Source organism: Micromonospora xinjiangensis (assembly GCF_056150165.1).
Genome location: NZ_JAXCFO010000005.1, coordinates 226,126 through 248,231, shown reverse-complemented (window position 1 = coordinate 248,231; position 22,106 = coordinate 226,126). Strand labels below are relative to the sequence as shown.

General features: G+C 75.6%; 20 protein-coding genes. 14 read left to right on the top strand and 6 right to left on the bottom strand.

The genetic code is table 11. The features are described from left to right. The first annotated feature begins 260 nt into the window (after positions 1 to 260). Positions 261 to 1,178 carry a methylenetetrahydrofolate reductase [NAD(P)H] gene (gene metF / locus SM573_RS20010; protein WP_474613163.1) on the top strand — a complete coding sequence of 306 codons (918 nt, stop codon included), beginning with the start codon at positions 261 to 263 and terminating at the stop codon, positions 1,176 to 1,178. 41 nt (positions 1,179 to 1,219) lie between these two features. Beyond that, positions 1,220 to 1,909, top strand: a complete 690-nt coding sequence (locus SM573_RS20005) for a CDP-alcohol phosphatidyltransferase family protein (protein WP_474613164.1) — start codon at positions 1,220 to 1,222, stop codon at positions 1,907 to 1,909. Positions 1,910 to 1,973: 64 nt separating this feature from the next. Here the strand turns inward: SM573_RS20005 and SM573_RS20000 are convergent, their stop codons facing one another. Genes SM573_RS20000 through SM573_RS19975 form a run of 6 tightly spaced genes read right to left on the bottom strand, consistent with a single transcriptional unit; the run spans position 1,974 to position 7,271 of the window. Then, positions 1,974 to 3,455, bottom strand: a complete 1,482-nt coding sequence (locus SM573_RS20000) for a phytoene desaturase family protein (RefSeq protein ID WP_474616789.1) — start codon at positions 3,453 to 3,455, stop codon at positions 1,974 to 1,976. An 8-nt stretch (positions 3,456 to 3,463) separates the two neighbouring features. Beyond that, a complete protein-coding gene (locus tag SM573_RS19995) occupies positions 3,464 to 4,591 on the bottom strand; it encodes a glycosyltransferase family 2 protein (RefSeq protein ID WP_474616788.1) in 1,128 nt (375 codons plus the stop codon). Then, positions 4,588 to 5,475, bottom strand: a complete 888-nt coding sequence (locus SM573_RS19990; protein ID WP_474613167.1) for a carotenoid biosynthesis protein — start codon at positions 5,473 to 5,475, stop codon at positions 4,588 to 4,590. Before SM573_RS19990 ends, SM573_RS19995 begins: the two co-directional genes overlap by 4 nt. Beyond that, on the bottom strand, positions 5,472 to 6,023 hold the full coding sequence (locus tag SM573_RS19985) for a GNAT family N-acetyltransferase (protein ID WP_474613168.1): 552 nt from the start codon (positions 6,021 to 6,023) through the stop codon (positions 5,472 to 5,474). Before SM573_RS19985 ends, SM573_RS19990 begins: the two co-directional genes overlap by 4 nt. After that, positions 6,020 to 6,748 (bottom strand): monooxygenase, encoded by a 729-nt coding sequence (locus SM573_RS19980; protein ID WP_474613169.1) that lies wholly within the window; start codon positions 6,746 to 6,748, stop codon positions 6,020 to 6,022. The genes SM573_RS19985 and SM573_RS19980 overlap by 4 nt, the downstream gene beginning before the upstream one ends. Positions 6,749 to 6,782: 34 nt before the next feature. Continuing rightward, positions 6,783 to 7,271 (bottom strand): YbaK/EbsC family protein, encoded by a 489-nt coding sequence (locus tag SM573_RS19975; protein ID WP_474613170.1) that lies wholly within the window; start codon positions 7,269 to 7,271, stop codon positions 6,783 to 6,785. A gap of 473 nt (positions 7,272 to 7,744) precedes the next feature. On the opposite strand from SM573_RS19975, the gene SM573_RS19970 reads away from it, so the two are divergent. The 12 genes from SM573_RS19970 to SM573_RS19915 all read left to right on the top strand — a co-directional run bounded on the left by SM573_RS19970 (position 7,745) and on the right by SM573_RS19915 (position 21,912). Beyond that, positions 7,745 to 8,194: an SAV_6107 family HEPN domain-containing protein gene (locus SM573_RS19970; protein ID WP_474613171.1), complete on the top strand. Its 450-nt coding sequence runs from the start codon at positions 7,745 to 7,747 to the stop codon at positions 8,192 to 8,194. Between the two features lie 588 nt (positions 8,195 to 8,782). Next, positions 8,783 to 9,550, top strand: coding sequence for a hypothetical protein (locus SM573_RS19965; protein ID WP_474613172.1), 768 nt, complete (start codon positions 8,783 to 8,785; stop codon positions 9,548 to 9,550). After that, entirely contained in the window at positions 9,547 to 11,139 is a 1,593-nt protein-coding gene (locus tag SM573_RS19960; RefSeq protein ID WP_474616787.1) for a DNA polymerase Y family protein, read from the top strand. Before SM573_RS19965 ends, SM573_RS19960 begins: the two co-directional genes overlap by 4 nt. Before the next feature lie 45 nt (positions 11,140 to 11,184). Then, on the top strand, positions 11,185 to 14,571 hold the full coding sequence (locus SM573_RS19955) for an error-prone DNA polymerase (protein ID WP_474613174.1): 3,387 nt from the start codon (positions 11,185 to 11,187) through the stop codon (positions 14,569 to 14,571). Between the two features lie 95 nt (positions 14,572 to 14,666). Then, positions 14,667 to 16,016: an extracellular solute-binding protein gene (locus SM573_RS19950; protein WP_474613175.1), complete on the top strand. Its 1,350-nt coding sequence runs from the start codon at positions 14,667 to 14,669 to the stop codon at positions 16,014 to 16,016. Positions 16,017 to 16,022: 6 nt separating this feature from the next. Continuing rightward, entirely contained in the window at positions 16,023 to 16,988 is a 966-nt protein-coding gene (locus tag SM573_RS19945; RefSeq protein ID WP_474616786.1) for a carbohydrate ABC transporter permease, read from the top strand. A gap of 23 nt (positions 16,989 to 17,011) precedes the next feature. Beyond that, complete coding sequence (locus tag SM573_RS19940; RefSeq protein ID WP_474613288.1) at positions 17,012 to 17,161, top strand: hypothetical protein; 150 nt, start codon at positions 17,012 to 17,014, stop codon at positions 17,159 to 17,161. Then, a complete protein-coding gene (locus SM573_RS19935; protein ID WP_474616785.1) occupies positions 17,158 to 18,081 on the top strand; it encodes a carbohydrate ABC transporter permease in 924 nt (307 codons plus the stop codon). Before SM573_RS19940 ends, SM573_RS19935 begins: the two co-directional genes overlap by 4 nt. 60 nt (positions 18,082 to 18,141) lie before the next feature. After that, positions 18,142 to 18,909, top strand: a complete 768-nt coding sequence (locus SM573_RS19930; protein WP_474616784.1) for a class I SAM-dependent methyltransferase — start codon at positions 18,142 to 18,144, stop codon at positions 18,907 to 18,909. After that, positions 18,906 to 20,105, top strand: a complete 1,200-nt coding sequence (locus tag SM573_RS19925) for an alkaline phosphatase family protein (RefSeq protein WP_474616783.1) — start codon at positions 18,906 to 18,908, stop codon at positions 20,103 to 20,105. The genes SM573_RS19930 and SM573_RS19925 overlap by 4 nt, the downstream gene beginning before the upstream one ends. A 36-nt stretch (positions 20,106 to 20,141) precedes the next feature. Beyond that, complete coding sequence (locus tag SM573_RS19920) at positions 20,142 to 21,401, top strand: DNA polymerase IV (protein ID WP_474613180.1); 1,260 nt, start codon at positions 20,142 to 20,144, stop codon at positions 21,399 to 21,401. Between the two features lie 115 nt (positions 21,402 to 21,516). Next, positions 21,517 to 21,912, top strand: a complete 396-nt coding sequence (locus tag SM573_RS19915; protein WP_474613181.1) for a DUF3040 domain-containing protein — start codon at positions 21,517 to 21,519, stop codon at positions 21,910 to 21,912. Positions 21,913 to 22,106 lie beyond the last annotated feature (194 nt).

Below are 22,106 nucleotides of genomic sequence, written 5' to 3'. Positions count from 1 at the left end.
CGGGCGAGCACGCCACCACTGGGAGCGGCGACCCCCGCGCGGGCCCCCACGGGGACCGGCCCCGCCCGCGCTGCCACAGGTCTACCCCGGGGGTACGACGCTTTCCTCCCCGGCCCGCCGACCACCCCGCCGCGATCGTGGCGGGTGGTCGGCCGGGGTACCGGCCTCCCCGCCCGGCCGGCCCGCTGGTGCTCCCGGTGCGCGACCCAGCGGGTGGGAAGCTCGCCGGTGCGGCCGGCGTCGCCCGCTAGAGTCGGGACGTGGCGCTCGGTCTCCCCTCCGTCCTCCCGAACCCGCAGCCGGCGATCGGGGAGCTGATCCGTGAGCGGCAGCCGACCTTCTCCTTCGAGTTCTTCCCCCCGAAGACACCCGAGGGCGAACGCCTGCTCTGGCGGGCGATCCGGGAGCTGGAGTCGCTGCGGCCCTCCTTCGTCTCCATCACCTACGGCGCCGGCGGGTCGACCCGGGACACGACGGTCGCCGTCACCGAGCGGATCGCCACCGAGACGACGCTGCTGCCGATGGCCCACCTCACCGCCGTCAACCACTCCGTCGCCGAGCTGCGGCACGTGATCGGCCGGCTGGCCGGCGTCGGCGTGCGCAACGTGCTCGCGGTGCGCGGTGACCCGCCGGGCAACCCGGGCGGCGAGTGGGTCCCCCACCCGGAGGGCGTCCGCTACACCGAGGAACTGGTCCGACTGATCCGCGACGCGGGCGACTTCAGCGTCGGCGTCGCCGCGTTCCCGTACAAGCACCCGCGCTCGCCCGACGTGGCCAGCGACACCGCCCACTTCGTCCGCAAGTGCCGGGCCGGCGCGGAGTTCGCGATCACGCAGATGTTCTTCGACGCCGACGACTACCTTCGGCTGCGCGACCGGGTGGCCGCCGCCGGCTGCGACACCCCGATCCTCGCCGGCGTGATGCCGGTGACCCGGATGGCCACCATCGAACGGTCGGTCCAGCTCTCCGGGGCGCCGTTCCCGCCGGCCCTGGCCGCGCGTTTCGAGGAGGTGGCCGACGACCCCGAGGCGGTGCGCCGGCTCGGGATCGAGCAGGCCAGCGAGATGTGCCGGCGGCTGCTCGACGAGGGCGTGCCGGGAATCCACTTCATCACCCTCAACCGCTCCACGGCCACCCGGGAGGTCTGGCAGAACCTCCGCGTGGACGCGCGGGCGTGAGACGGGGCGCGACACCTGATCCCGGCTGCGACGGTTGACCAGTGGTGGGCACACACCTGAACTGGGACGAGTACGCGACGACGTGGGCCCGGCTGCACGGAGGCTTCGACCCCCGCTCGGCCGCTCCCGCGGTACGGGGCTGGCTGCGCTTCGCCTACCACGTCGGGTACGTGCTCGGCCGTCTCCGGGTCGGCCCGACCGCCGTGACGGTGGTCGGTGTGCTGCTCTGCGTCTGCGTACCGGTGTTCGCCGTGCAGCCGGGGGACGGGCCCTTCCTCGGGGCGCTGTTCGTGCTGCTCGCGGGCGTGGCGGACAGCGTCGACGGCGCGGTGGCGGTGGTGACCGGGCGCACCACCCGTCTCGGCTACGTCTACGACTCGCTGGCCGACCGGCTCGGCGAGGCCGCCTGGGTGGTGGCGTTCTGGCTGGTCGGTGCGCCGGGAGCGCTGGCCGCCGCGGCCGGGGGGCTCTCCTGGCTGCACGAGTACGTGCGGGCGCGGGCGGTCTCCGCCGGTATGCGGGAGATCGGCGCGGTCACGGTGGGGGAGCGGCCCACCCGGGTGCTGGTCGCCCTGGGCGGGCTGCTGGTGGCCGGGCTCGCCGGGCTGATCGAGCCGGACCTCGCGGCCGGCACCATCACCATGGCGACCGCGGTGTGGGTGCTGCTCGCCGGCTTTGGCCTGGGCCAACTCCTGACCGCCGTACGCCGTGCCCTGCTGACCGCGAACTGATCCGCCCGGACTGTCCACGCAACCGAGAGGGGCGGCGCGAGAGCCGCGAGCGCGCGGGAGGCGGTCAGGCGGGGCCGATGTCGGTCGCCACGATCTGGGCGGAGAGGGTGACCATCGGCAGGCCACCGCCCGGGTGGCCGGACCCGCCGACCAGCCACAGCCCGTGCACCGGGCCGCGGTTGGCCGGGCGGAGCAGGCCGCCGGCGGTGCCGTAGATCGCCCCGCCCGGCGCGCCGGTCGCCGTGACCAGGTCGGCGGGGGTGCGGATCTCCCGGAACAGCAGCCGGTCGCGCACGTCCACGCCCCGCGCGGCGAGCACGTCCAGGATCCGGTCGGCGTACGCCTCGGCGAGGCCCGGCCGGCGCCAGTCGACCGCGCCCGTCGCGGTGCCCTGCCGGGCGGCGTTGACCAGCACGAACCACGCCTCGTGCCCGTCCGGGCGGACCAGCGGGTCGTCGGCGACCGTGACGAAGACCGTCGGGTCGGGCGCCGGACGGGCCGGTACGCCCCGGCCCGGGTCGCCGAAGACCGCGTCGAACTCGGCGTCGTAGTCGGCCGGGAAGAACACCGTGTGGTGGGCCAGCCCCGAGGAGCCGGTGACCCCGAGCAGCAGCACGAACCCGGCCAGGCTGCGGTCGGTGAGCCCGGCCAGCCGGCGCGGGTGGGGCAGCAGGTCGCGGTAGAGGGTGAGCGCGTCGCAGTTGGCCACCACCGCGTCGGCGGGGACGGGCGCGGCGACGCCGTCGAGGCGTACGCCGTGCACCCGGCCGCCCGCCGCGTCGATGCGGGTGACCGTGGTGCCGGTCTGCACGACCACGCCGAGATCGAGGCACCGCGACAGCAGCGCGTCGGCGAGGGTGCCCAGACCGCCGCGCAGGTACCACCCCCCGTACGCCAGTTCGGCGTAGGGGACGGCGACCAGCGCGGCCGGGGCGCGGCGCGGGTCGGCGCCCGCGTAGGTGGCGTAGCGGTCGAGCAGCATCCTCAGCCGCGGGTCGGCGAGGTGCCGGCGGCTCAGGCCGCGCAGCGTACGACCCGGCGCGATCGCGGCCAGGTCGCCGAGCCGCCAGGCCAGCGCGGCCAGGTCCCGGGGGGAGTCGACGGGGCGGCGCAGCACGTCCCGGGAGGAGGCGGCCCACACCCGGCCGGCGCGGCGCCACAGCCGCTGCCAGTCGCTCGCGGCGCGGTCGCCCAGGGCCGCGCCGACCCGGGCGGCGAACCGGGCCGGGTCGGCGCAGGAGTCCAGCGTCGGCCCACCGGGGAAGACGTGCCGGACGATCGGGTCGAGCGGGACCAGGTCCAGGTACTCGTCGAGCTTCGCGCCGGTCGCCTCGAACAGGTCGCCGAAGACCTCGGGGAGGGTGAGCAGGCTCGGCCCGGTGTCGAAGTGGAACGCGCCGGCCGGGGTGTCGCGCACGTACCGGCCCAGCTTGCCGCCGACGGTGTCGGCCCGCTCGAAGACGGTCACCTCGTGCCCGGTGGCGGCCAGCCGGGCGGCGGCGGCGAGCCCGCCTACCCCGGCGCCGACGACCACGATCCGCGCCATCCCGCCTCCTAGCCGACCGGGCGGCCCCGCCAGGACAGCCGCCGCCGCTTTCGCAGATGGTACGACCGGAGGGTCAGCCAACCGAGGACCACGAGCGACACGGGGTGTGCCAGCGCGTCGGGCCACGGCCGGCCGCCGGTCGCCCGGGCCGTCACCACCCGTCCGGCCACCCCGAGCAGGTACGCTGCCGCCGCCAGCAGCGCCGCCGGCGCCGACCCGACGGCGAGCGCGCCCACCGCCAGCAGCGGCGGCGCGGTGTAGAGCAGGAGCAGCAGCGCCACCACCGCGGCCGCCGCGCCCGGGTGGCCGAAGCTGGCCCAGAGCGACTTCGAGTAGCCGTCGCGCAGCTGCGGCCAGTCCGCGTACATCCGACAGTCGGCGAGCCGGGACCCGTCGGCGAGCGCGATCCGACCGCCCGCGCGCTTGACCGCCCGGGCCAGCTCGATGTCCTCCAGGATCCGGTCGGCCACCGCGGCGTGCCCGCCGGCCCGCAGGTAGCCGGCCCGGTCCACCACCAGGAACTGCCCGCCGGCCGCGGCCAGCGACGGCCGCCGCGACCGCTCCACCGCCCGCAGCGGCAGGAAGGTCAGCCACAGCCACTGCAACAGCGGTTGGACCAGCCGGTCGGCCGCCGTCGTCACCACGATCCGGGGGTACGGCGACAGCAGCGTCACGCCGGCCGCCCGCAGCTCGGTGAGCGCCGCCGCCACGGCGTGCGGTGCGAGCACCACGTCGGCGTCGACGAAGACCAGCGCGGTGGCCGCCGGGTCGGCGCGGGTGGCCAGCTGCCAGCAGGCGTACGGCTTGCCGAGCCAGCCCGGCGGCGGGGGCGCCCCGGTGAGCAGGGTGACCCGCGGGTCGTCCCTGGCGATCTCGCGGACCACGTCGCCGGTGCCGTCGGTGGAGCCGTCGTCGAGCACCACGATCCGCAGCCCCGGCACGCCCCGCTGGGCGAGCAGCGCCCGCAGGCACGGGGCGACCCGTGCCGCCTCGTCGCGCAGCGGCAGCAGCACCGCCACCGGTTCGGTCACCTCGCCCGCCGGCGCGGCCGGGCGGCGCAGCCAGCGGGCCGCGTTGACCAGGGTGTGGACGGTCAGCACGGCCACGACGAGGGTGAGCGCGATCAGGGCGGTCATGCGGGCGCGTCGACCCCGGACGGCTGCGGCCGCCGGGGCCCGGGTCGGGCGCCCGGGCGTCGGGCGCGCAGCAGCGTCACCGCCAGCGGCACGGCGGTCAGCCCCATGCCCGCCGCGCCCCAGAGCGCCGACGCGGGCAGGTCCAGGAAGACCGCGTGGGCCAGCACGCTGGACGCGTACGTCCAGAGGTAGAGCGCGAACATCGGGGCGTCCCGGCCGTCGGTGGCCGTCGCGGCCGGGCCGGCCAGCGGACGCAGCGCGCTCATCAGCAACACCGCGAAGAGCAGCCACCCCAGGTAGTTGCTGACCGGGACGCCGGCCAGGCCGGGCAGGGCCGGTGCGGCGTCCCGCCAGCGCCAGTAGCCCTCGGCGACCATCTGCGGGTCGAGGAACAGGTCCCAGGTGGCCAGGCCCACCGCGGCGAGGGCGACCCGCCGGACCGCGAGCGAGCCGCCGGCGGCCGTGGCGGGCGGCGGCCCGGCCGCCGTGCGGCCGACGGGGTCCGCGGGCGCGGCCGGTGACGGAGCGAGCCGCACCGCCGCCAGCCAGGCCGGCCAGGCCATCCAGGTCCAGGCCAGCGGGATGATCAGCGGTACTCCGGCCAGCTTCGGCCCCAGCTCGCCGGAGTAGTCGTAGCTGCCGAACGGCACCCCGGTGGCCACCCCCACCGCCTCCACGGCGAACCCGCCGCCGGTGGCCACCGCGACCAGTGCCACGGCGGCCCGGGGGCCCCGGCTGAGCAGGGCGTGCCCCACCGAGAGCAGGTAGCCGAGGGCGACGGTGGCCACGGTCAGCCGCGCCCGGGTCGTCCCGTCGGTCAGCGGGTAGCAGATCTGCGCGGCCACCAGGACGGCCAGCAGCGCCCAGGACAGCCGCCGGGTCATGGGGCCGGGTGGTCGAGGGGCAGGTCCCGCCCCAGCACGCCGAACGGCCGCTCGTCGCCGGGGAAGTGGAAGTCGCGCAGCACGTCGGTGAAGCCGAACCGGCGGTACAGCCGCCAGGCCCGCGACGTCTTCTCGTCGGCCTCCGGGGTGGAGAGCAGGGTGGTGGTCCCCTCGGCCAGGCTGAGCAGCGCCCGCAGCTGCCCGGCGCCCAGGCCGTGCCCCTGCGCGGGCGGCCGGACGTGCAGCTCGACCACCTCGAAGCAGTTGGTCAGCCAGCGCTCCCGCGCCGCCGGGTCCAGCGCCCGCAGCACCTGGTCGTGCCACCACTGCCCGGGTGCGCCGAGGTAGCCGTACCCGAAGCCGGCCAGGTGGCCCTCACTGGTCAGGCTGGCCACGGCGCGGAAACCGGGCCGGCGCGCGTGGGTCGCGATGTAGCCGCGCCGGGCGTCCAGCAGGTCGGTCCGGTAGCCCATCGCCTCGCCGTAGACGGCCACCACGTCGTCCAGCCGTCGGACGAGATCGTCCGGGGTCCACCGCACCAACCTCATGCCCACCCACCTCTCGTGTCGGCCTCCTCGGCCCAGCCCAGCACCCCGCGGTCACCGACCACGTCGCGTACCTCGAAGCGTGCGAACAGCTCCTCGGCGTACCACCCCTCGGTGGGGGTCCGCGTGATCGCCGCGCGGTGCTCCGGGTGACGGTACGCGAACGCCACCAGGTCCGCCGGGTCGCGCCACACGCTGACCGTGCCCTGCCAGCCCAGCGGGGCCTCTCCGACGCCGAACCGGGCCAGCAGGCCGGGTGCGGTGCGTAGGGCGGCGGCCACCGGGGGGACGGCCCGCCAGAAGGTGACCGCCCGTCGGGCCCGCAGCCGGGCTCGGGTCAAGGCGAGCACGGGGCCGGTGACCCGGCCGCCGGCCGGCTCGCCGAACGGGCGGCGGCCCGACCACTCGCCCCGGCTCGTCAGTGGACGCAGGTCGACCCGGACGGTGGCGCGGGCGATCCGGCTCCACGCGCGCCCGACCGGCGTGTCGTCGAAGCCGGCCGCCGCCGTGGGGAAGTCCCAGACGGTCAGCGCCGCCCACCGGGTCGGGTCGGCGTCACCGGGCCCGAAGCCGGTGCCGGTGCCCGTGCCGAGCAGCTTCGCGAACCGTACGCCCCGGGTGGCGCGCAACCGGCGCGGGTCGAACGCCATCCGGGTCAGCGCGCGGGGCAGCGCCGCCGGGGCGGTCCGCCACACGTGCAGGGTGACCAGGTCGGGGACGGCGCTCACGCCGCCACCCCGCCCGGCCCGAGGGCTCGCCCGGTCACGCCACCTCGGCCGGTGTGCCGCCGGTGATCCGGAGCAGCTCGGTGTAGGTGGTCGGGAAGACCGCCTGGGGCACCCCGCCGGCCGCCCAGATCTCGTGGTACGCGGCGAGCGCGGTGTCCACCAGGGTGCGCAGCGGTTTCGGGTGCCCGAGCGGGGCGACGCCGCCGATCGGCTGGCCGGTGTGCGCCCGGACGAAGTCCGGTGTGGCCCGGTGCAGCCGGGTGACCCCGATCGACGCGGCCAGGCCGGCGGTGTCCACGCGGTGCGCGCCGGAGGTGAGCACGAGCAGAGGCTCCCCGTCGGCCTCGAAGACGAGCGAGTTGGCGATCTGGCCGACGTCGACGCCGAGCGCCTCGGCGGCCGCCGCCGCGGTGTGCACGGCCTCGGGTAGCAGGCGGATCGTGCTGGGGGCGCCGGAGGCGTCCCGGGTGTCGGCGCCGGACAGCGCGTCCTGCACCGTCCGCACGTTCGGGTGTGGCTGCATGCGGTCATTCTCCCCGGTCGCGCCCCGCCCGTTCCGCCCGCCCACGCCCTTCGACCCGTCGATCGCGCGGTTCCGGGGAGGTCGGCGCGTCACACGTTGCATTTTCGTCGGGGGAGGGGTGTACTGTCAGCAGTAGTTAGAACGAGTGTTCGATTGCCTCGAACGTTCGTTCCAACCTCCCGGAGGCGGTGTTTCGCGGCGCTGCCCCGGGCGGTGCGGCACCGCGGGCCGCACCTGGGTTCCGGGCAGTCGCGAGCCCGGTCCCGTCAAGGCAGGAGCGTCGCCCGCCGCCCACGACCCCCGGGCGGCGGGCGACGAACCCGCCGGTACGCCGGCCGGGTGTGGTGTGGGGAAGCTCCACACCCGGCCGGCCCCACACGGTGCGTCTTCCTCCGCACCACTCGTCCCGGCGTCCCGCCCGGCGGAGCATTCGCCGCCGGCCGGCCGCCTCGGCCAGTGGAGGAGACAGTCCGATGCCGACCAAACCCGCTCAGCCACCGACGGTGCCGGCGCACGTGCTGCCGCACCGCACCCCCGCCCAGCTCCTCGCGGTGGCCCGGCGCGGGCTGATCGAGGCCGGCCAGACCCGTCCCGACGGCCTTCGCTACGCGGCCGCCCACCTGGCCGCGCTGCGCGCCGCCGCGGCCCTGCTCGCCGCCCGCGCCCGGCCCGCACCCACCCGGCGCCACCAGATCACCAGCGTCTGGGTCCTGCTCTCCGCCGTCGCCCCCGAGCTCGACGAGTGGGCCCGCTACTTCGCGTCCGGAGCCGGTAAACGGGCCGCCGCCGAGGCCGGCATACCCCGGGTGGTCAGTGCCCGGGAGGCCGATGACCTGCTCCGCGCGGCCGAGCAGTTCGTCTCGGTGGTGGAGACCGCGCTCGGCGTGGCCCACCAACCGGCACTCGACGGCCTCGCCGCCTGACCCGGCGGCGGGGCGCACGCCGGTGCCGGACGCATCCCGCTCCGCGCCCGGACGCCACTGTCTCCGGTCGAGGCCCCCCGGTGCGCTGTCCTGCCGAGCAGCCCGCCGTGGAGCTCGCACGGCCCGGACGGCGGTGGTGTCCACCGCTGTCCCGGGTCCCGGTGGTGCGGGCGTGGCCCCGGTCTCGGCGGTTCGGGCGCGTGGCCTGGGCCGCACCGCTTCGGGCGCGTGGCCCGGGCCTCGACGGTCCGGGGCGCGCCCCCGGTCTCGGCGGTCCGGTCGTGGGCACGGCGTCCGGGCCTCGCCGCTCCGGCCAGGGGCGGCGAGGGTGGCGGGCCCAGATGTCGACCGCCCGGCGGGGGGAGCCGGGCGGCCGGCACCGGGCGGCCGACGAAGGGTCCACGTCGTCGGGGCCGCGCCTTCCGCGGGGGCGGCGCCGGGCCGGGCGGTGCGGCTCCGGGCGCACCCGCCGGGGCCGCGCCGCCCGGCGGTCCGCCCCGGCGCTGCCGACCGGGGCACTGCCGGCGCTGCCGACCGGGGCACTGACAGCGACACCTGATCCAACAGCAACGACGGGGGGTTGGTCCGATGGCGGGCCGCATGGTGGTCGGTTCCGCCGCACTGGCCGGTCTGGTCCGTCCGGCGAGTGCGCCGGACCCGGCGGGCGGCCACCGGGTGCTGCCGGTGGCGCCCGAACTGACCGGGCTGCTGCCCAACCGGGGGCTACGGCGCGGCAGCACGATCGCGGTCGCCACCGGTCAACCGCGGCGCAGCGGCGGCACCTCCCTGGTGCTGGCGCTGCTCGCCGAGGCGTCCCGGGCCGGCTCGTGGTGCGCCGTGGTGGGGGTGCCGACGTTCGGGGCGGGCGCCGCCGCCGAGCTCGGGATCGCCCTGGACCGGCTCGCCCTGGTGCCGCACCCCGGGCCCGACTGGGCCACCGTCATCGCCGCGCTGATCGACGGGGTGGACGTCGTGGTCACCGCGGTGCCCGCCTCGGTCTCCGCCTCGGTCGCCAACCGGCTGGCCGCCCGGGCCCGGCAGCGGGGCAGCGTGCTCGTCCCGTACGGCCGGTGGGAGGGCGCGGACGTGACGTTGCAGGTGGTCCGGGGTGCCTGGGAAGGGCTCGGGCCGGGTCGGGGCCGGCTGCGCCGACGGGAGGTCACCGTCTCGGCGCGCGGGCGGGGGGCGGCCGCCCGGCCCAAGGAGATCAAGGTCTGGCTGCCCGGTGACGAGCTGACCCGGGTGATCCCCCGCGCCGTGGCGCCCGCCGGCCGGGTCCGCCCGGCGGCCGTACCCGGTCGTACCGGCGCCGCGGTCTCCCGCCGCGGCGCGCTCACCCTGGTCGGCCCGGCATGACCGCGCCGGCCCGCACCCTGCTGCTCTGGTGCCCGGACTGGCCGGTGCTCGCCGCCGAGATCGTCGACGGGGTGCCCGCCACCGCTGCGGTGGCCGTCCTGCACGCCAACCGGGTGGTCGCCTGCTCCGAACGGGCCCGGGCCGAGGGGGTGCGGCGGGGCCTGCGCAAACGGGAGGCGCAGGGCCGCTGCCCCCAGCTGACCGTGGTCGACTACGACCCGGGGCGCGACGCCCGGGCGTTCGAGCCGGTGGTGGCCGCGGTGGAGGACCTGGTCGCCGGCGTGGAGGTGGTGCGCCCGGGCGCCTGCGCGGTGGCCGCCCGGGGGCCGAGCCGCTACCTCGGCGGCGAGGAGACGGCCGCCGAACGGATCATCGAGCACGTCGCGCAGACCTGCGGGGTCGAGAGCCAGGTCGGCATCGCCGACGGTGTGTTCGCCGCCGGACTGGCCGCCCGCACCGGGCGGGTCGTCCCACCCGGCGGCACCCCCGCCTTCCTCGCCGGGCTGCCGGTCGAGGCGCTGAGCCGGCCCGCCCTGGCCGACCTGCTGCGCCGGCTCGGCGTCCGCACCCTCGGCGACTTCGCCGCGCTGCCCGCCGGTGACGTGCTGGCGCGGTTCGGCTTCGACGGGGCGCTGGCCCACCGGCTGGCGGCCGGGCGGGACCACCGTCCGCTCGCCGTCCGGCAGCCGCCGGCCGACCTGACGGTGACCGCCGAGTACGACGAGCCGGTCGACCGGATCGACGCCGCCGCCTTCGCCGCCCGCGCGCTGGCCGAGCAGTTGCACGACCGCCTCGCCGGGCACGGGCTGGCCTGCACCCGGCTCGGCATCGAGGCGGTCACCGCGCACGGCCAGGAGCTGCACCGGGTGTGGCGGCACGACGGCCTGCTCACCGCCGCGGCCATCGCCGACCGGGTCCGTTGGCAGCTCGACGGCTGGCTCACCGGCGGTGGGCGCGGCGGGGCCGGCCGGCCCCGCCCGACGGCGGGAATCATCCGGCTGCGACTGATCCCCGACGGGGTCATCGCGCAGGCCGGCCTGCAACCCGGCCTGTGGGGGGAGACCGGTGAGGAGCGGGAACGGGCGCACCGGGCGTTGAGCCGGGTCCAGGGCATCCTCGGCCCGGAGGCGGTGCTCACCGCGGTGCTGGGCGGCGGGCGTTCCCCCGGTGACCAGGTGCACCTGGTGCCGTGGGGGGACGAGCGGCTGCCCGCCCGCCCCGGCCAGCCGCCGCGCCCGGGCGAGCCCGCGCGCCCCGGTGAGCCGCCGTGGCCGGGCCGGCTGCCGCCGCCCGCACCGGCGGTGGTGCTGCCCACCCCGCTCGCCGCGACCGTGCACGACGCCACCGGCGAGCCGGTGGTGGTCACCGCCCGGCTGCAGCTGAGCGCCGCTCCCGCCCGGCTGACCGTCGATGCCGCCCGCCCGATGGAGATCACCGGATGGGCGGGCCCGTGGCCGGTCGACGAGCGCTGGTGGGCGCCGGCCGAGGCACGTCGCCGGGCCCGGTTCCAGGTCGGCCTCGCCGACGGCACCGCCCTGCTGCTCGCCGTCGAGGCCGGGCAGTGGATGGTGGAGGCGATCTATGACTGAGCGTCGCGGCGCGGGTGTGCGGGCGTCCGGGCCCGGGGTGGCCGGATGAGCTTCCACAACCCGAAGATGCCCTGGTCGGAGCTGGAGCGGGTGCTCTCCGGGCGGTCCGGTGACGGTGCCGGGGCGTCGGGCCGGGGCCGGTCCCGTGACGAGCGGCACCTGCACGTGGTCGACCCGCTCGCGGTGGACGCCGACGGCGGGGACAGCCCGGCGTGGACCCGCCGTCGGGAGCAGTACCAGCCGCCCGCGGTGGCCCGTGCCGAGGGCGCCGTCCCGTACGCGGAGCTGCACGCGCACACCAACTTCAGCTTCCTCGACGGGGCCAGCCACCCCGAGGAGCTGGCGGAGGAGGCCACCCGGCTGGGTCTCACCGCGCTCGCCGTCACCGACCACGACGGCTTCTACGGTGTGGTGCGCTTCGCCGAGGCGGCCCGGGCGCTGGGCCTGCCCACCATCTTCGGCGCCGAACTCTCCCTCGGGCTGCCCGGCCCGCAGAACGGCCAACCGGACCCGCTCGGCCGGCACCTGCTGGTGCTGGCCCACGGCCACGAGGGGTACGCCCGGTTGGCCAGCACGATCTCCCGGGCACAGCTGCGGGGCGGAGAGAAGGGCCGCCCGGTCTACGGCGAGCTGGAGGAGGTCGCCGAGGAACTGCGCGACCACGTGCTGGTGCTCACCGGCTGCCGCAAGGGGCACGTGCCGTCGGCGCTGCTCACCGAGGGCGTCGAGGCGGCAGCCCGTGAGCTGGACCGGTTGACCGCGCTCTTCGGCGCGGAGACGGTCGCGGTGGAGCTCACCGACCACGGGCACCCGGTCGACGCCGACCGCAACGACGCGCTCGCCGACCTGGCCGCCGCCGCCGGCCTGCCCACGGTGGCCACCAACAACGTGCACTACGCGACCCCGGGGCGGCGCCGGCTGGCCACCACGGTCGCCGCCGTACGGGCCCGGCGCAGCCTGGACGAGATCGACGGCTGGCTGCCCGCCGCCGCCACCGCCCACCTGCGCAGCGGGGCCGAGATGGCCGCCCGGTTCGCCGCCTACCCGGGTGCGGTGGCCCGGGCCGCCGAGTTCGGCGCCGAGCTGGCCTTCGACCTCCAGCTCGTCGCGCCGCAGCTGCCGGCGTACCCGGTGCCGCCGGGGCACACCGAGATGAGCTGGCTGCGGAAGCTGACCTACGAGGGGGCGCGGGAGCGGTACGGCCCCCGGGAGGCGCACCCGACGGCGTACGCGCAGCTCGACCACGAGCTGGACATGATCGAGACGCTGGGCTTCCCCGGCTACTTCCTGGTGGTCTACGACATCGTCACGTTCTGCCGCGAGCAGGACATCTACTGCCAGGGCCGGGGCTCCGCGGCGAACTCGGCGGTCTGCTACGCGCTGCGGATCACCAACGTCGACGCGGTGCGCCACCGCTTGCTCTTCGAGCGGTTCCTCGCCCCGGAACGGGACGGCCCGCCCGACATCGACGTGGACATCGAGTCCGACCGCCGGGAGGAGGTGATCCAGCACGTCTACGCCCGGTACGGCCGGGAGCACACCGCCCAGGTGGCCAACGTCATCTCGTACCGGCCGCGCTCGGCGGTGCGGGACGTGGCCAAGGCGTTCGGCTTCTCGCCCGGCCAGCAGGACGCGTGGAGCAAGCAGATCGACCGGTGGGGGTCGGTGGCCTCCGTCGACGTGGCGGACATCCCCGACCAGGTGGTCGAGTACGCCAACGAGCTGCAGACGTTCCCCCGGCACCTGGGCATCCACTCGGGCGGGATGGTGATCTGCGACCGGCCCGTGATCGAGGTCTGCCCGGTGGAGTGGGGGCGGATGCCCGGCCGCAGCGTGCTCCAGTGGGACAAGGACGACTGCGCCGCCGTGGGCCTGGTCAAGTTCGACCTGCTCGGCCTCGGCATGCTCTCCGCCCTGCACTACGGCTACGACATGATCGGGATGAGCCTGGACCTCGGCGACATGACGCTTGACGACCCGGAGGTCTACGACATGCTCTGCCGGGCCGACTCGGTCGGGGTGTTCCAGGTGGAGAGCCGCGCCCAGATGGCCACCCTGCCCCGGCTCAAGCCCCGCGAGTTCTACGACCTGGTGGTCGAGGTGGCGCTGATCCGCCCCGGCCCGATCCAGGGCGGCTCGGTGCACCCGTACATCCGGCGCAAGAACGGCCAGGAGCCGGTGGAGTACGCCCACCCGCTGATGCGCAACGCGCTGGAGAAGACCCTCGGCGTGCCGCTGTTCCAGGAGCAGCTGATGCAGCTCGCCATCGACCTGGCCGGCTTCGACGCGGCCGAGGCCGACCAGCTGCGCCGGGCGATGGGCGCCAAACGTTCGGTCGAGCGGATGGCCCGCATCGCCGACCGGCTCTACGCCGGCATGGCCGAACGGGGCATCACCGGTGAGCTGGCCGACGACGTCTACCGCAAGCTCACCGCGTTCGCCAGCTACGGCTTCCCGGAGAGCCACGCGATGAGCTTCGCCTACCTGGTCTACGCCAGCTCCTGGCTCAAGCGCTACCACCCGGGCCCGTTCCTGGCCGCGCTGCTCAACGCCCAGCCGATGGGCTTCTACTCGCCGCAGACCCTGGTCGACGACGCCCGACGGCACGGGGTGGAGGTGCGCCGGCCGGACATCAACGCCAGCGGGGCCCTGGCGGTGCTGGAGTCCACCCCGGACACGCGGTGGGGCAGCGAGCCGGGGGAGCCGCCGCACGCCTGGGGGCTGGGCGGTCCGGCCGTCCGGCTCGGCCTGTCCAGCGTGCGTACCCTCGGCGACGAGGTGGCCGAGCGGATCGAGGACGAACGGGTCGCGCGCGGGCCGTACCGTGACATGCCGGACCTGGCCCGGCGGGTCGGTCTCACCGCCGCGCAGCTGGAGGCGCTGGCCACCGCGGACGCCTTCGCCTGTTTCGGGCTGACCCGGCGGCAGGCGCTCTGGGCCGCCGGCGCGGCCGCGCAGGACCGGCCCGGTCGGCTGCCCGGCACGGTCACCGGCGCGGCCGCGCCCACCCTGCCCGGCATGGAGGCGGTCGACCGGCTCGTCGCGGACGTCTGGGCCACCGGGTTGTCGCCGGAGAACCACCCGGCCACGTTCATCCGTCCCCGCCTCGACGAGCTGGGCGCGCTGCCGATCGCCCGGCTCGGTCGGGTGGATCCCGGCCGGCGGATCCGCGTCGGCGGCATCGTCACCCACCGGCAGCGGCCGGCGACCGCCGGGGGTGTCACCTTCCTCAACCTGGAGGACGAGACCGGCATGCTCAACGTGACCTGCTCGCCGGGGCTGTGGCAGCGCTACCGGCGGGTGGCCCGGACCAGCGCCGGGCTGGTGGTGCGGGGCCGGCTGGAGCGGTACGAGGGGGTGATGAACCTGGTCGCCGACCGGTTGGACGCCATCGAGCCCCCGGTCAGCCCGGCCTCCCGCGACTTCCGCTGACCAGCCCGCCGGCCGGGCCGGTTTGAAAAGTCGGGGAACCGGAGAAGTGCAGGTCCGGCGCGGGCAGGGTGGCCCACGCGACCTGGGAGGAAGTCATGTCACGGAAACTGCGGGGGATCGCGCTCGCCGGGGCGCTCGCCCTGGCCGTCAGCGGCTGCGGGGGAGTCGGCGGCGGCGACGGCGAGGCCGGGGGCACCGCCACCAGCGGCACGCTCAGCACCATGGGGTTCGGCCTCTCCGACGAGATCGCCACGACCCGGGTGGACGCCTTCAAGCGGGACCACCCCGACGTCGAGCTGAAGATCACCGAGGGTGCCTTCGACGAGCAGCAGTTCCTCTCCGCGGTGGCGTCGGGCAACCCGCCGGACCTGGTCTACATGGACCGCAAGCTGATCGGCACGTACGCCACCCGCGGCTCGATCCGGCCGCTCACCGACTGCGTCGAGAAGCAGAAGATCGACATGGACCAGTACCGGCAGGCCGCCCGGGACCAGGTCACCCTCGACGGCGAGGTCTACGGCGTCCCCGAGTTCTCCCAGGTGCGCGTGCTCTACCTCAACGAGGCGCTGCTCAGGCAGGCGGGGCTGACCGCCGACGACGTGAACCTCGCCGACTGGGCCGGGCTGCGGGCGCTCAACACGAAGCTGGCCCAGGTCTCCGGCGGCCGGCTCAACCGGATCGGAATAGACCCCAAGATCCCCGAGTTCCTGCCGATGTGGGCCAAGGCGAACGGGGTCGACATGATCAGCGCGGACGGCAGGACCGCCCGGCTGGACGACCCCAAGGTGGTCGAGGCGCTGACCACCGGGTTGACGCTCATCCAGGACCAGGGCGGGTTCGGCCGGTTCAAGTCGTTCCGGGACACCTTCGACTTCTTCGGCGCCCAGAACCCGCTGGTCAAGAACCAGATCGTCGCCTGGCCGATGGAGGAGTGGTTCCTCAACCAGGCGGCCAAGAACAGCCCGAAGGCCGAGCTGGTCGTCAAGCCGTTCGTGGACCGGCAGGGTGAGCCGCTCACCATGTCCTCCGGGCAGGCCTGGGTCATCACCAAGGGCGCGAAGAACCCGGACGCGGCCTGCGCGTTCGTCAAGCAGATGACCGCCACCGACACGTGGTTCGCCGCCGCCAAGGCGCGCGCCGACGCGCGCAAGGCCGCCGGCCAGCCCTTCACCGGCGTGTGGACGGGCAACGCGGAGGCGGACAAGAAGATCTTCGACGAGCTGTACCAGCCGACCGGCAACAAGCGCTTCGACGACGCCGTGGCGACCATCCGCTCGGCGCAGGACGTCGCGTTCGCCATGCCGGCCTCGCCGGCCGGCGCCGAGTTCGACAAGGCCTGGTACGACGCGGTGAACCGGGTCCTCGCCGGTCAGGCGCGGCCGGCGGAGGCGATGGCCCGCGCCCAGCAGGAGGCCACCGCCGCGCTCGACAAGGCCGCGAAGTAGGCCGGCATGGCCACCACCGTCACCACTCCCGCACCGGGCACGTCGGCCCCGGGCCGGCGACGCCGTACGCCGCTGGCCCGGCGGGAGGCCCGCTGGGCCTGGCTGTTCCTGGCACCGTGGCTCGTCGGGTTCCTGGTGTTCCAGGCCGGCCCGATGATCGCCAGCGCCTGGCTGAGCTTCACCGAGTACGACGTGATCAACCCGCCGGAGTTCACCGGGCTGGACAACTACCGGGAGCTGATGGCCGACCCGCGGGTCGCCCGCAGCCTCGGCAACACGGTCTACTACACGGCGCTGCACGTACCCCTGGTGATGCTCATCTCCCTCGGCCTGGCGCTGCTGCTCAAGCGGGTGGGCCGGTTGCAGGGCTTCTTCCGGACGGTGTTCTACCTCCCGGTGATGACCCCGGCGGTGGCCGTCGGCATCCTCTTCCTGCTCCTGCTCAACACCCAGGACGGCCTCGTCAACCGCGGGCTCGCCCTGATCGGGATCGCGGGCCCGAGCTGGACGACCGACCCGCGCTGGGTGATGCCGGGCATCGTCCTGATGAGCCTCTGGAGCCTCGGCTCCACCGTGATCATCTACCTGGCGGCGCTGCAGAACGTGCCACGCGACCTCTACGAGGCGGCGAGCATCGACGGCGCCGGCGGGTGGGCCCGGTTCCGCCACGTGACGCTGCCGATGATCTCCGGTGCGCTCTTCTTCACGCTGATCGTCAACACGATCGCGTCGCTGCAGATGTTCACCGAGGTCTACACCATGTACTTCGGCAACCGGGAGACCCAGAACCGGTTCAACAGCGACGCGGCCACGTTCTACGTCATCCACCTGTTCCAGGAAGCCTTCCAGTTCCTGCACATGGGGTACGCCTCGGCGATGGCCTGGCTGCTCTTCCTGATCATCATGGTGATAACTGTGGTGCAGGTGCAACTCAGCAACAGGTTCGTGTACTACGAAGGGGAAGACCAGTGACGGGTTTCCACGGTCACAACGGAGTGGCCAACGCGCGTCGTACCCGGCTCGGGGCCGGATGGGTGCCGGAGCACCACACCGAGCCGCGCGAGTACGAGGTGACGGAGGGCCCGGTGGCCAACGCCCGGCGGTCGCGTGTCGAGCGCGACCCGGCGGCGGGAGCGGAGTCGTGACCGCCGCCGTGGAGCGGAGCGTCGCACCGGTGACCGGCGTCGAGCCGGCCCGGTCGGCGCTCCGCCGCCCGGCGGCCCGGGAGGAGCCACGCCGGCCGCTCTGGCAGCGGGTGGCCTTCGTGGTCGCGCTGGTCGGTGCCGCGGTCGTCTTCATGCTGCCGTTCGTCTGGCTGATCAGCGCCTCGCTGCGCCCCCGCGAGTACGTCTTCGCCCCCGGCTTCCTGCCGCTGCCCTTCGCCCCGGCCAACTACACCGAGGTCTGGCAGGCGGCGCCCCTGGTCACCTGGCTGCTCAACAGCCTGGTGGTCGGCGTGGCCGCGGCGGCCGCCGTCACCCTGTCCAGCGCGTGGGTGGCGTTCGGCTTCGCCTACTTCCGCTTCCCGGGGCGGAACCTGCTGTTCGGGCTGGTGCTCGCCACCATGATGCTGCCGTTCGCGGTCACCATGATCCCGACGTACCTGATCTGGTCGGAGCTGCGGCTGACCGACACCCAGGTGCCGCTCTGGGCGGGCAACCTGTTCGGCTCGGCCTTCTACATCTTCCTGCTCCGGCAGTTCCTGCTCTCGCTGCCGCGGGAGTACTTCGAGGCGGCCCGGATGGACGGGGCCAGCTACCCCCAGCTGTTCTGGAAGCTCGCCTTCCCGCTGATCCGCCCCGCGCTGCTGGTCGCGTTCGTGTTCGAGTTCAAGGCGAGCTGGACCGACCTGCTCAAGCCGCTGATCTACCTGCGCGACGAGCACCTCTACACCCTGCCCCGCGGGCTCAAGGTGGTGCTGGACCGGTTCGGCTACGGCGGCGAGCAGCAGTGGGAGGTGGTGCTCGCCGGCAGCGTGATCGCCACCGTACCGATGATCATCCTGTTCTTCCTGGCCCAACGTCACTTCATCGAGGGCATCGCCACCGGCGGCCGCAAGGGCTGAGCCGGGCGGGACCTCCGACGGCTCCGCCGGCGGAGGGGCGTCCGGTCCGCATCCGGGAACGTGACTAGGCTCGACCGGGTGGAGCAGACCCGAGGCCGGTTCACCGAGCCGCCGCTGACCCCCCGTACCGCCGTGATCTGGTCGGTGCTCCGGGCCGAGCTGGACCGGCGCGACGGCGACGAACTCACCGTGCTCGACGTCGGCGGCGGCACCGGCGGCTTCGCGGTGCCCCTCGCCCGCGCCGGGCACCGCGTCACCGTGGTCGACGCCAGCCCGGACGCTCTCGCCGCGCTCACCCGCCGCGCCGCCGAGGCCGGCGTGGGCGACCGGGTGCGCGCCCTGCAGGGCGACGGCGACGCCCTGTCCGGCCTCGTCGAGCCGGCCGGCGCCGACCTCGTGCTCTGCCACGCCGTGCTCGAGGTGGTCGACGACCCGGCGTCGGTGGTGGCCGCGCTCGCCACCGCGCTGCGCCCCGGCGGCGCCGCCAGCGTGCTGGTCGCCGGCCGCGCCGCCGCCGTGCTCGGCCGGGCGATGAACGGCCACCTGGACGTCGCGGCCACCCTCGCCGCCGACCCGGCCGGCACCGCCGGGCCGCGGGACACACTGCAGCGGCGTTACGACGCCGAGAGCGCCGCCGCGCTGCTGCGCGCCGCCGGGCTCGAGGTCGAGGAGATCCACGGCGTACGCGTCCTCGCCGACCTGCTGCCGGCCGCGGTCGCCGACGGCCAGCCGGGCGCCCTGGTCGAGCTGGAGCGGGCGCTCGCGGGCCGCCCGCCGTACCGGGACCTCGCCGCCCAGCTGCACCTGTTCGCCCGCCGGCCGGCATGACGGGCACCTCCACGCCCCGGCCGGCCGAAGACCCCCTTCCGGGCACGGCGGACCCGCTCTCCGTCGTCCTGCCCCGGTACGGCGACGCCAGCCTCGCCGACGTGCTGCCCGGCGCGCTCGCCGTGCTCGGGGTGCCGGGCGCCGTCGACCGGCTCGGCCTCACCGAGCGGCTGGCCGGGGTACGCCGGCTCGCCGTGCTCCTCGTCGACGGGCTCGGCTGGTACCAGATCCCCACCGCCGCGCCGCACGCCCCGATGCTGGCCGGGCTCGCCGCGACGGTGGGCCGACCGCTCACCTCGGGCTTCCCGTCGACCACCCCGACCAGCCTCGTGACCCTGGGCACCGGTGCCGCGCCCGGCGCGCACGGCGTGCTGGGCTTCACCGTCCGCGTCCCGGGCACCGAGCGGGTGCTCAGCCACATCGAGTGGGCGGCCGACCCGGACCCGCTGCGCTGGCAGCCGGTCCCCACCCAGCTGGAGCGGGCCCGCGCGGCCGGCGTGGCGGTGACCGTGGTGAGCCGCCCCGAGTTCGGCGGCAGCGGGCTGACGGTGGCCGCCAACCGGGGCGGCGACTACCGGGGCGCCGCCGGGGTCGGCGCGCTCGCCACCACGATGCTGGCCGCGCTCTCCGCCGGCAGCGGCCCCACCCTCGTCTCCGGCTACCACCCCGACCTGGACCGGCACGGTCACCTCACCGGGGTGGACTCGGCGCCGTGGCGGATCGCCGCCGCGGAGGTGGACGACCTCGTGGGGCGGCTGGTCGACGGCCTGCCGGCGGACGCCGCGCTGCTGGTCACCGCCGACCACGGGCAGCTCGACGTGCCCGCCGGGCACCGGTTCGACCTGGACACCGACCCCCGGCTGCGGGCCGGGATCCGGGTCGTCGCCGGCGAGCCCCGGGTTCGCTACCTGCACGTCGAACCGGGCGCGGTCGACGACGTGGTGGCCGCCTGGTCGGCGGTGCTCGGCGACGCGGCCCGGGTCCGTACCCGCGACGAGGCGGTCGCGGCCGGCTGGTTCGGGCCGGTCCCGGAGGAGCACCTCGCCCGCATCGGCGACGTCGTGGTGGTCTGCAACGACACGTACGCCGTGCTCGCCACCCGGTCGGAGAGCCCGCTCGCGTCGCGGCTGGTGGCCTACCACGGGTCGGACACGGCGGCCGAGATGACGATCCCGCTGCTCGTCGTCCGGGGCTGACCGGATCCCGTCGTACCCGCCGGTTAGCCTGCGGAGATGGGCCGCAGCCAGTCGTTGCCCCGGGGCGGTGATCCGCGCTTCGGGCCGGACGCCGACGACTCCGCCAGCCCCGTCCTGCACGTCGACATGGACGCCTTCTTCGCCTCCGTCGAGGTGCGCCGCCGTCCCGAGCTGCGTGGCCGGCCGGTGGTGGTCGGCGGCCTCGGGCCCCGCGGGGTGGTCAGCTCCGCAAGCTACGAGGCGCGCCGCTACGGGGTCCGCAGCGCGATGCCGATGATGCGGGCGCGCGCCCTCTGCCCGCACGCGGTCTACCTCCCGCCGGACTTCGCCGCCTACAGCGAGGCATCCCGGGCGGTCATGCAGATCTTCCGGGACGTCACGCCGCTGGTCGAGCCGCTCTCCCTCGACGAGGCGTTCCTCGACGTGGCCGGCGCCCGCCGGCTCTTCGGCCCACCGGCCGCGATCGCCCGCGCGATCCGCGCCCGGGTCGCCGACGAGCAGGGGCTGACCTGCTCCGTCGGGGTGGCGCCGAGCAAGTTCGTGGCGAAACTGGGCTCGACCCGGGCCAAGCCCGACGGGCTGCTGGTCGTGCCGGCGGCCCGGGTGCTCGAGTTCCTCCACCCGCTGCCCGTCGACGCGCTGTGGGGCGTGGGGGAGCGCTCCGCGCAGACGCTGCGCCGGCTCGGCCTGGCCACCATCGGCGACCTCGCCGAGGCGCCCCACGGGATGCTGCGCAAGGCCCTCGGCGAAGCCGCCGCGCGCCACCTGCACGACCTGGCCACCGGGCGCGACCCCCGCGCGGTCAGCCCGGAGCACGTGGAGAAGTCGATCGGCGCCGAGGTGACCTTCGACGTCGACGTGACCGACCCGCGGGAGATCCGCCGTGCCCTGCTCTCCCTCGCCGACAAGGTCGGTGCCCGGTTGCGCCGGGCCGGTCAGGTGGGCCGCACGGTCTCGCTCAAGGTCCGGCTGGCCGACTTCCGCACGCTCACCCGCTCCCGCACCCTGACGGTCCCCACCGACACGGCCCGGGAGATGTTCGACACGGTCTGGTCCCTGTACCAGGCGCTCGATCCGGCCGAGCCGGTCCGGCTGGTCGGCGTACGCGCGGAAGGGCTCGCCGCGGCGCAGCAGACACCCCGCCAGCTCGCCCTCGGCGCCCCCGAGCGCGGTTGGCGCGAGGCGGAAGCGGCCGCGGACGCCGCGGCTGCCCGATTCGGGCGGTCCGTCATAGGTCCGGCCAGTCTGCTCGGCAACCGTGATCCGCGCCGAAATGAAAATCCACCCCGGCCATAGGTCGTCCCGCTTTCCGACGCGCGACCCCCCTCGTAGACTTGCGGGTAAGCAGCCGGTTGGCTGCCACGGTCTGTCGGTCCGAACGGGCCGACCAACGTGACCGGGGAGGAGTGCCGTGCCGCTCTCGGAGCACGAGCAGCGGCTGTTCGAGCAGATCGAGCGGTCGCTTGCCGAGGACCCCAAATTCGCCTCGGCCGTGCGCGCCAGCGATCCGCGCTTCCACGCGCGGCGTCGCCTGCTCGTCGCTGCCGGCGTCATCATCGCTGGCCTGGCCCTGCTGGTCTATGGCGCGGTGATCAAGCTTCCACCGTTGGCCGTGGCGGGTTTCGTCGTCATGTTGGCCTCGGCCGCGTTCGCGGTCCAGTCGCAACGTCGGGCACAGTCACCCGACCTTCACGTGGTGGGCGGCACGACCAGCCGCCGCCGCGGGCGTGGTCGCTCCGGCCGACGCCTCTCGTTCCTCGACCGCATGGAGGAGCGGTGGCGTCAGCGGCCGGAGGGGCACCGCTGAGCCCACACGGCTGCTGAGTCGGGCCCGGCCCTCGTGCCGGGCCCCACCTGTCTGAGTCGAGCCCGCCGTCGCGCCGCCCGGCCGGCGGCCGGCGCGTGCGCGGCCACCTGGTGTGCGCTCGGGGGTGGCACGCGGCCGGCCGGTGCGCCGGCGGGGCCCCACCACCCGGTACAGGACCACCGGTCGCGGCACGC

What these genes read in the sequence shown, in the direction of transcription:
- SM573_RS19920 (WP_474613180.1), top strand. Translation starts at nt 20,142, where the DNA reads ATGGGCCGCAGCCAGTCGTTGCCCCGGGGCGGTGATCCGCGCTTCGGG.
- SM573_RS19970 (WP_474613171.1), top strand. Translation starts at nt 7,745, where the DNA reads ATGCCGACCAAACCCGCTCAGCCACCGACGGTGCCGGCGCACGTGCTG.
- SM573_RS19950 (WP_474613175.1), top strand. Translation starts at nt 14,667, where the DNA reads ATGTCACGGAAACTGCGGGGGATCGCGCTCGCCGGGGCGCTCGCCCTG.
- SM573_RS19955 (WP_474613174.1), top strand. Translation starts at nt 11,185, where the DNA reads ATGAGCTTCCACAACCCGAAGATGCCCTGGTCGGAGCTGGAGCGGGTG.
- SM573_RS19925 (WP_474616783.1), top strand. Translation starts at nt 18,906, where the DNA reads ATGACGGGCACCTCCACGCCCCGGCCGGCCGAAGACCCCCTTCCGGGC.
- SM573_RS19975 (WP_474613170.1), bottom strand. Translation starts at nt 7,271, where the DNA reads ATGCAGCCACACCCGAACGTGCGGACGGTGCAGGACGCGCTGTCCGGC.
- SM573_RS20000 (WP_474616789.1), bottom strand. Translation starts at nt 3,455, where the DNA reads ATGGCGCGGATCGTGGTCGTCGGCGCCGGGGTAGGCGGGCTCGCCGCC.
- SM573_RS19945 (WP_474616786.1), top strand. Translation starts at nt 16,023, where the DNA reads ATGGCCACCACCGTCACCACTCCCGCACCGGGCACGTCGGCCCCGGGC.
- SM573_RS19995 (WP_474616788.1), bottom strand. Translation starts at nt 4,591, where the DNA reads ATGACCGCCCTGATCGCGCTCACCCTCGTCGTGGCCGTGCTGACCGTC.
- SM573_RS19960 (WP_474616787.1), top strand. Translation starts at nt 9,547, where the DNA reads ATGACCGCGCCGGCCCGCACCCTGCTGCTCTGGTGCCCGGACTGGCCG.
- SM573_RS19985 (WP_474613168.1), bottom strand. Translation starts at nt 6,023, where the DNA reads ATGAGGTTGGTGCGGTGGACCCCGGACGATCTCGTCCGACGGCTGGAC.
- SM573_RS19990 (WP_474613167.1), bottom strand. Translation starts at nt 5,475, where the DNA reads ATGACCCGGCGGCTGTCCTGGGCGCTGCTGGCCGTCCTGGTGGCCGCG.
- SM573_RS19965 (WP_474613172.1), top strand. Translation starts at nt 8,783, where the DNA reads ATGGCGGGCCGCATGGTGGTCGGTTCCGCCGCACTGGCCGGTCTGGTC.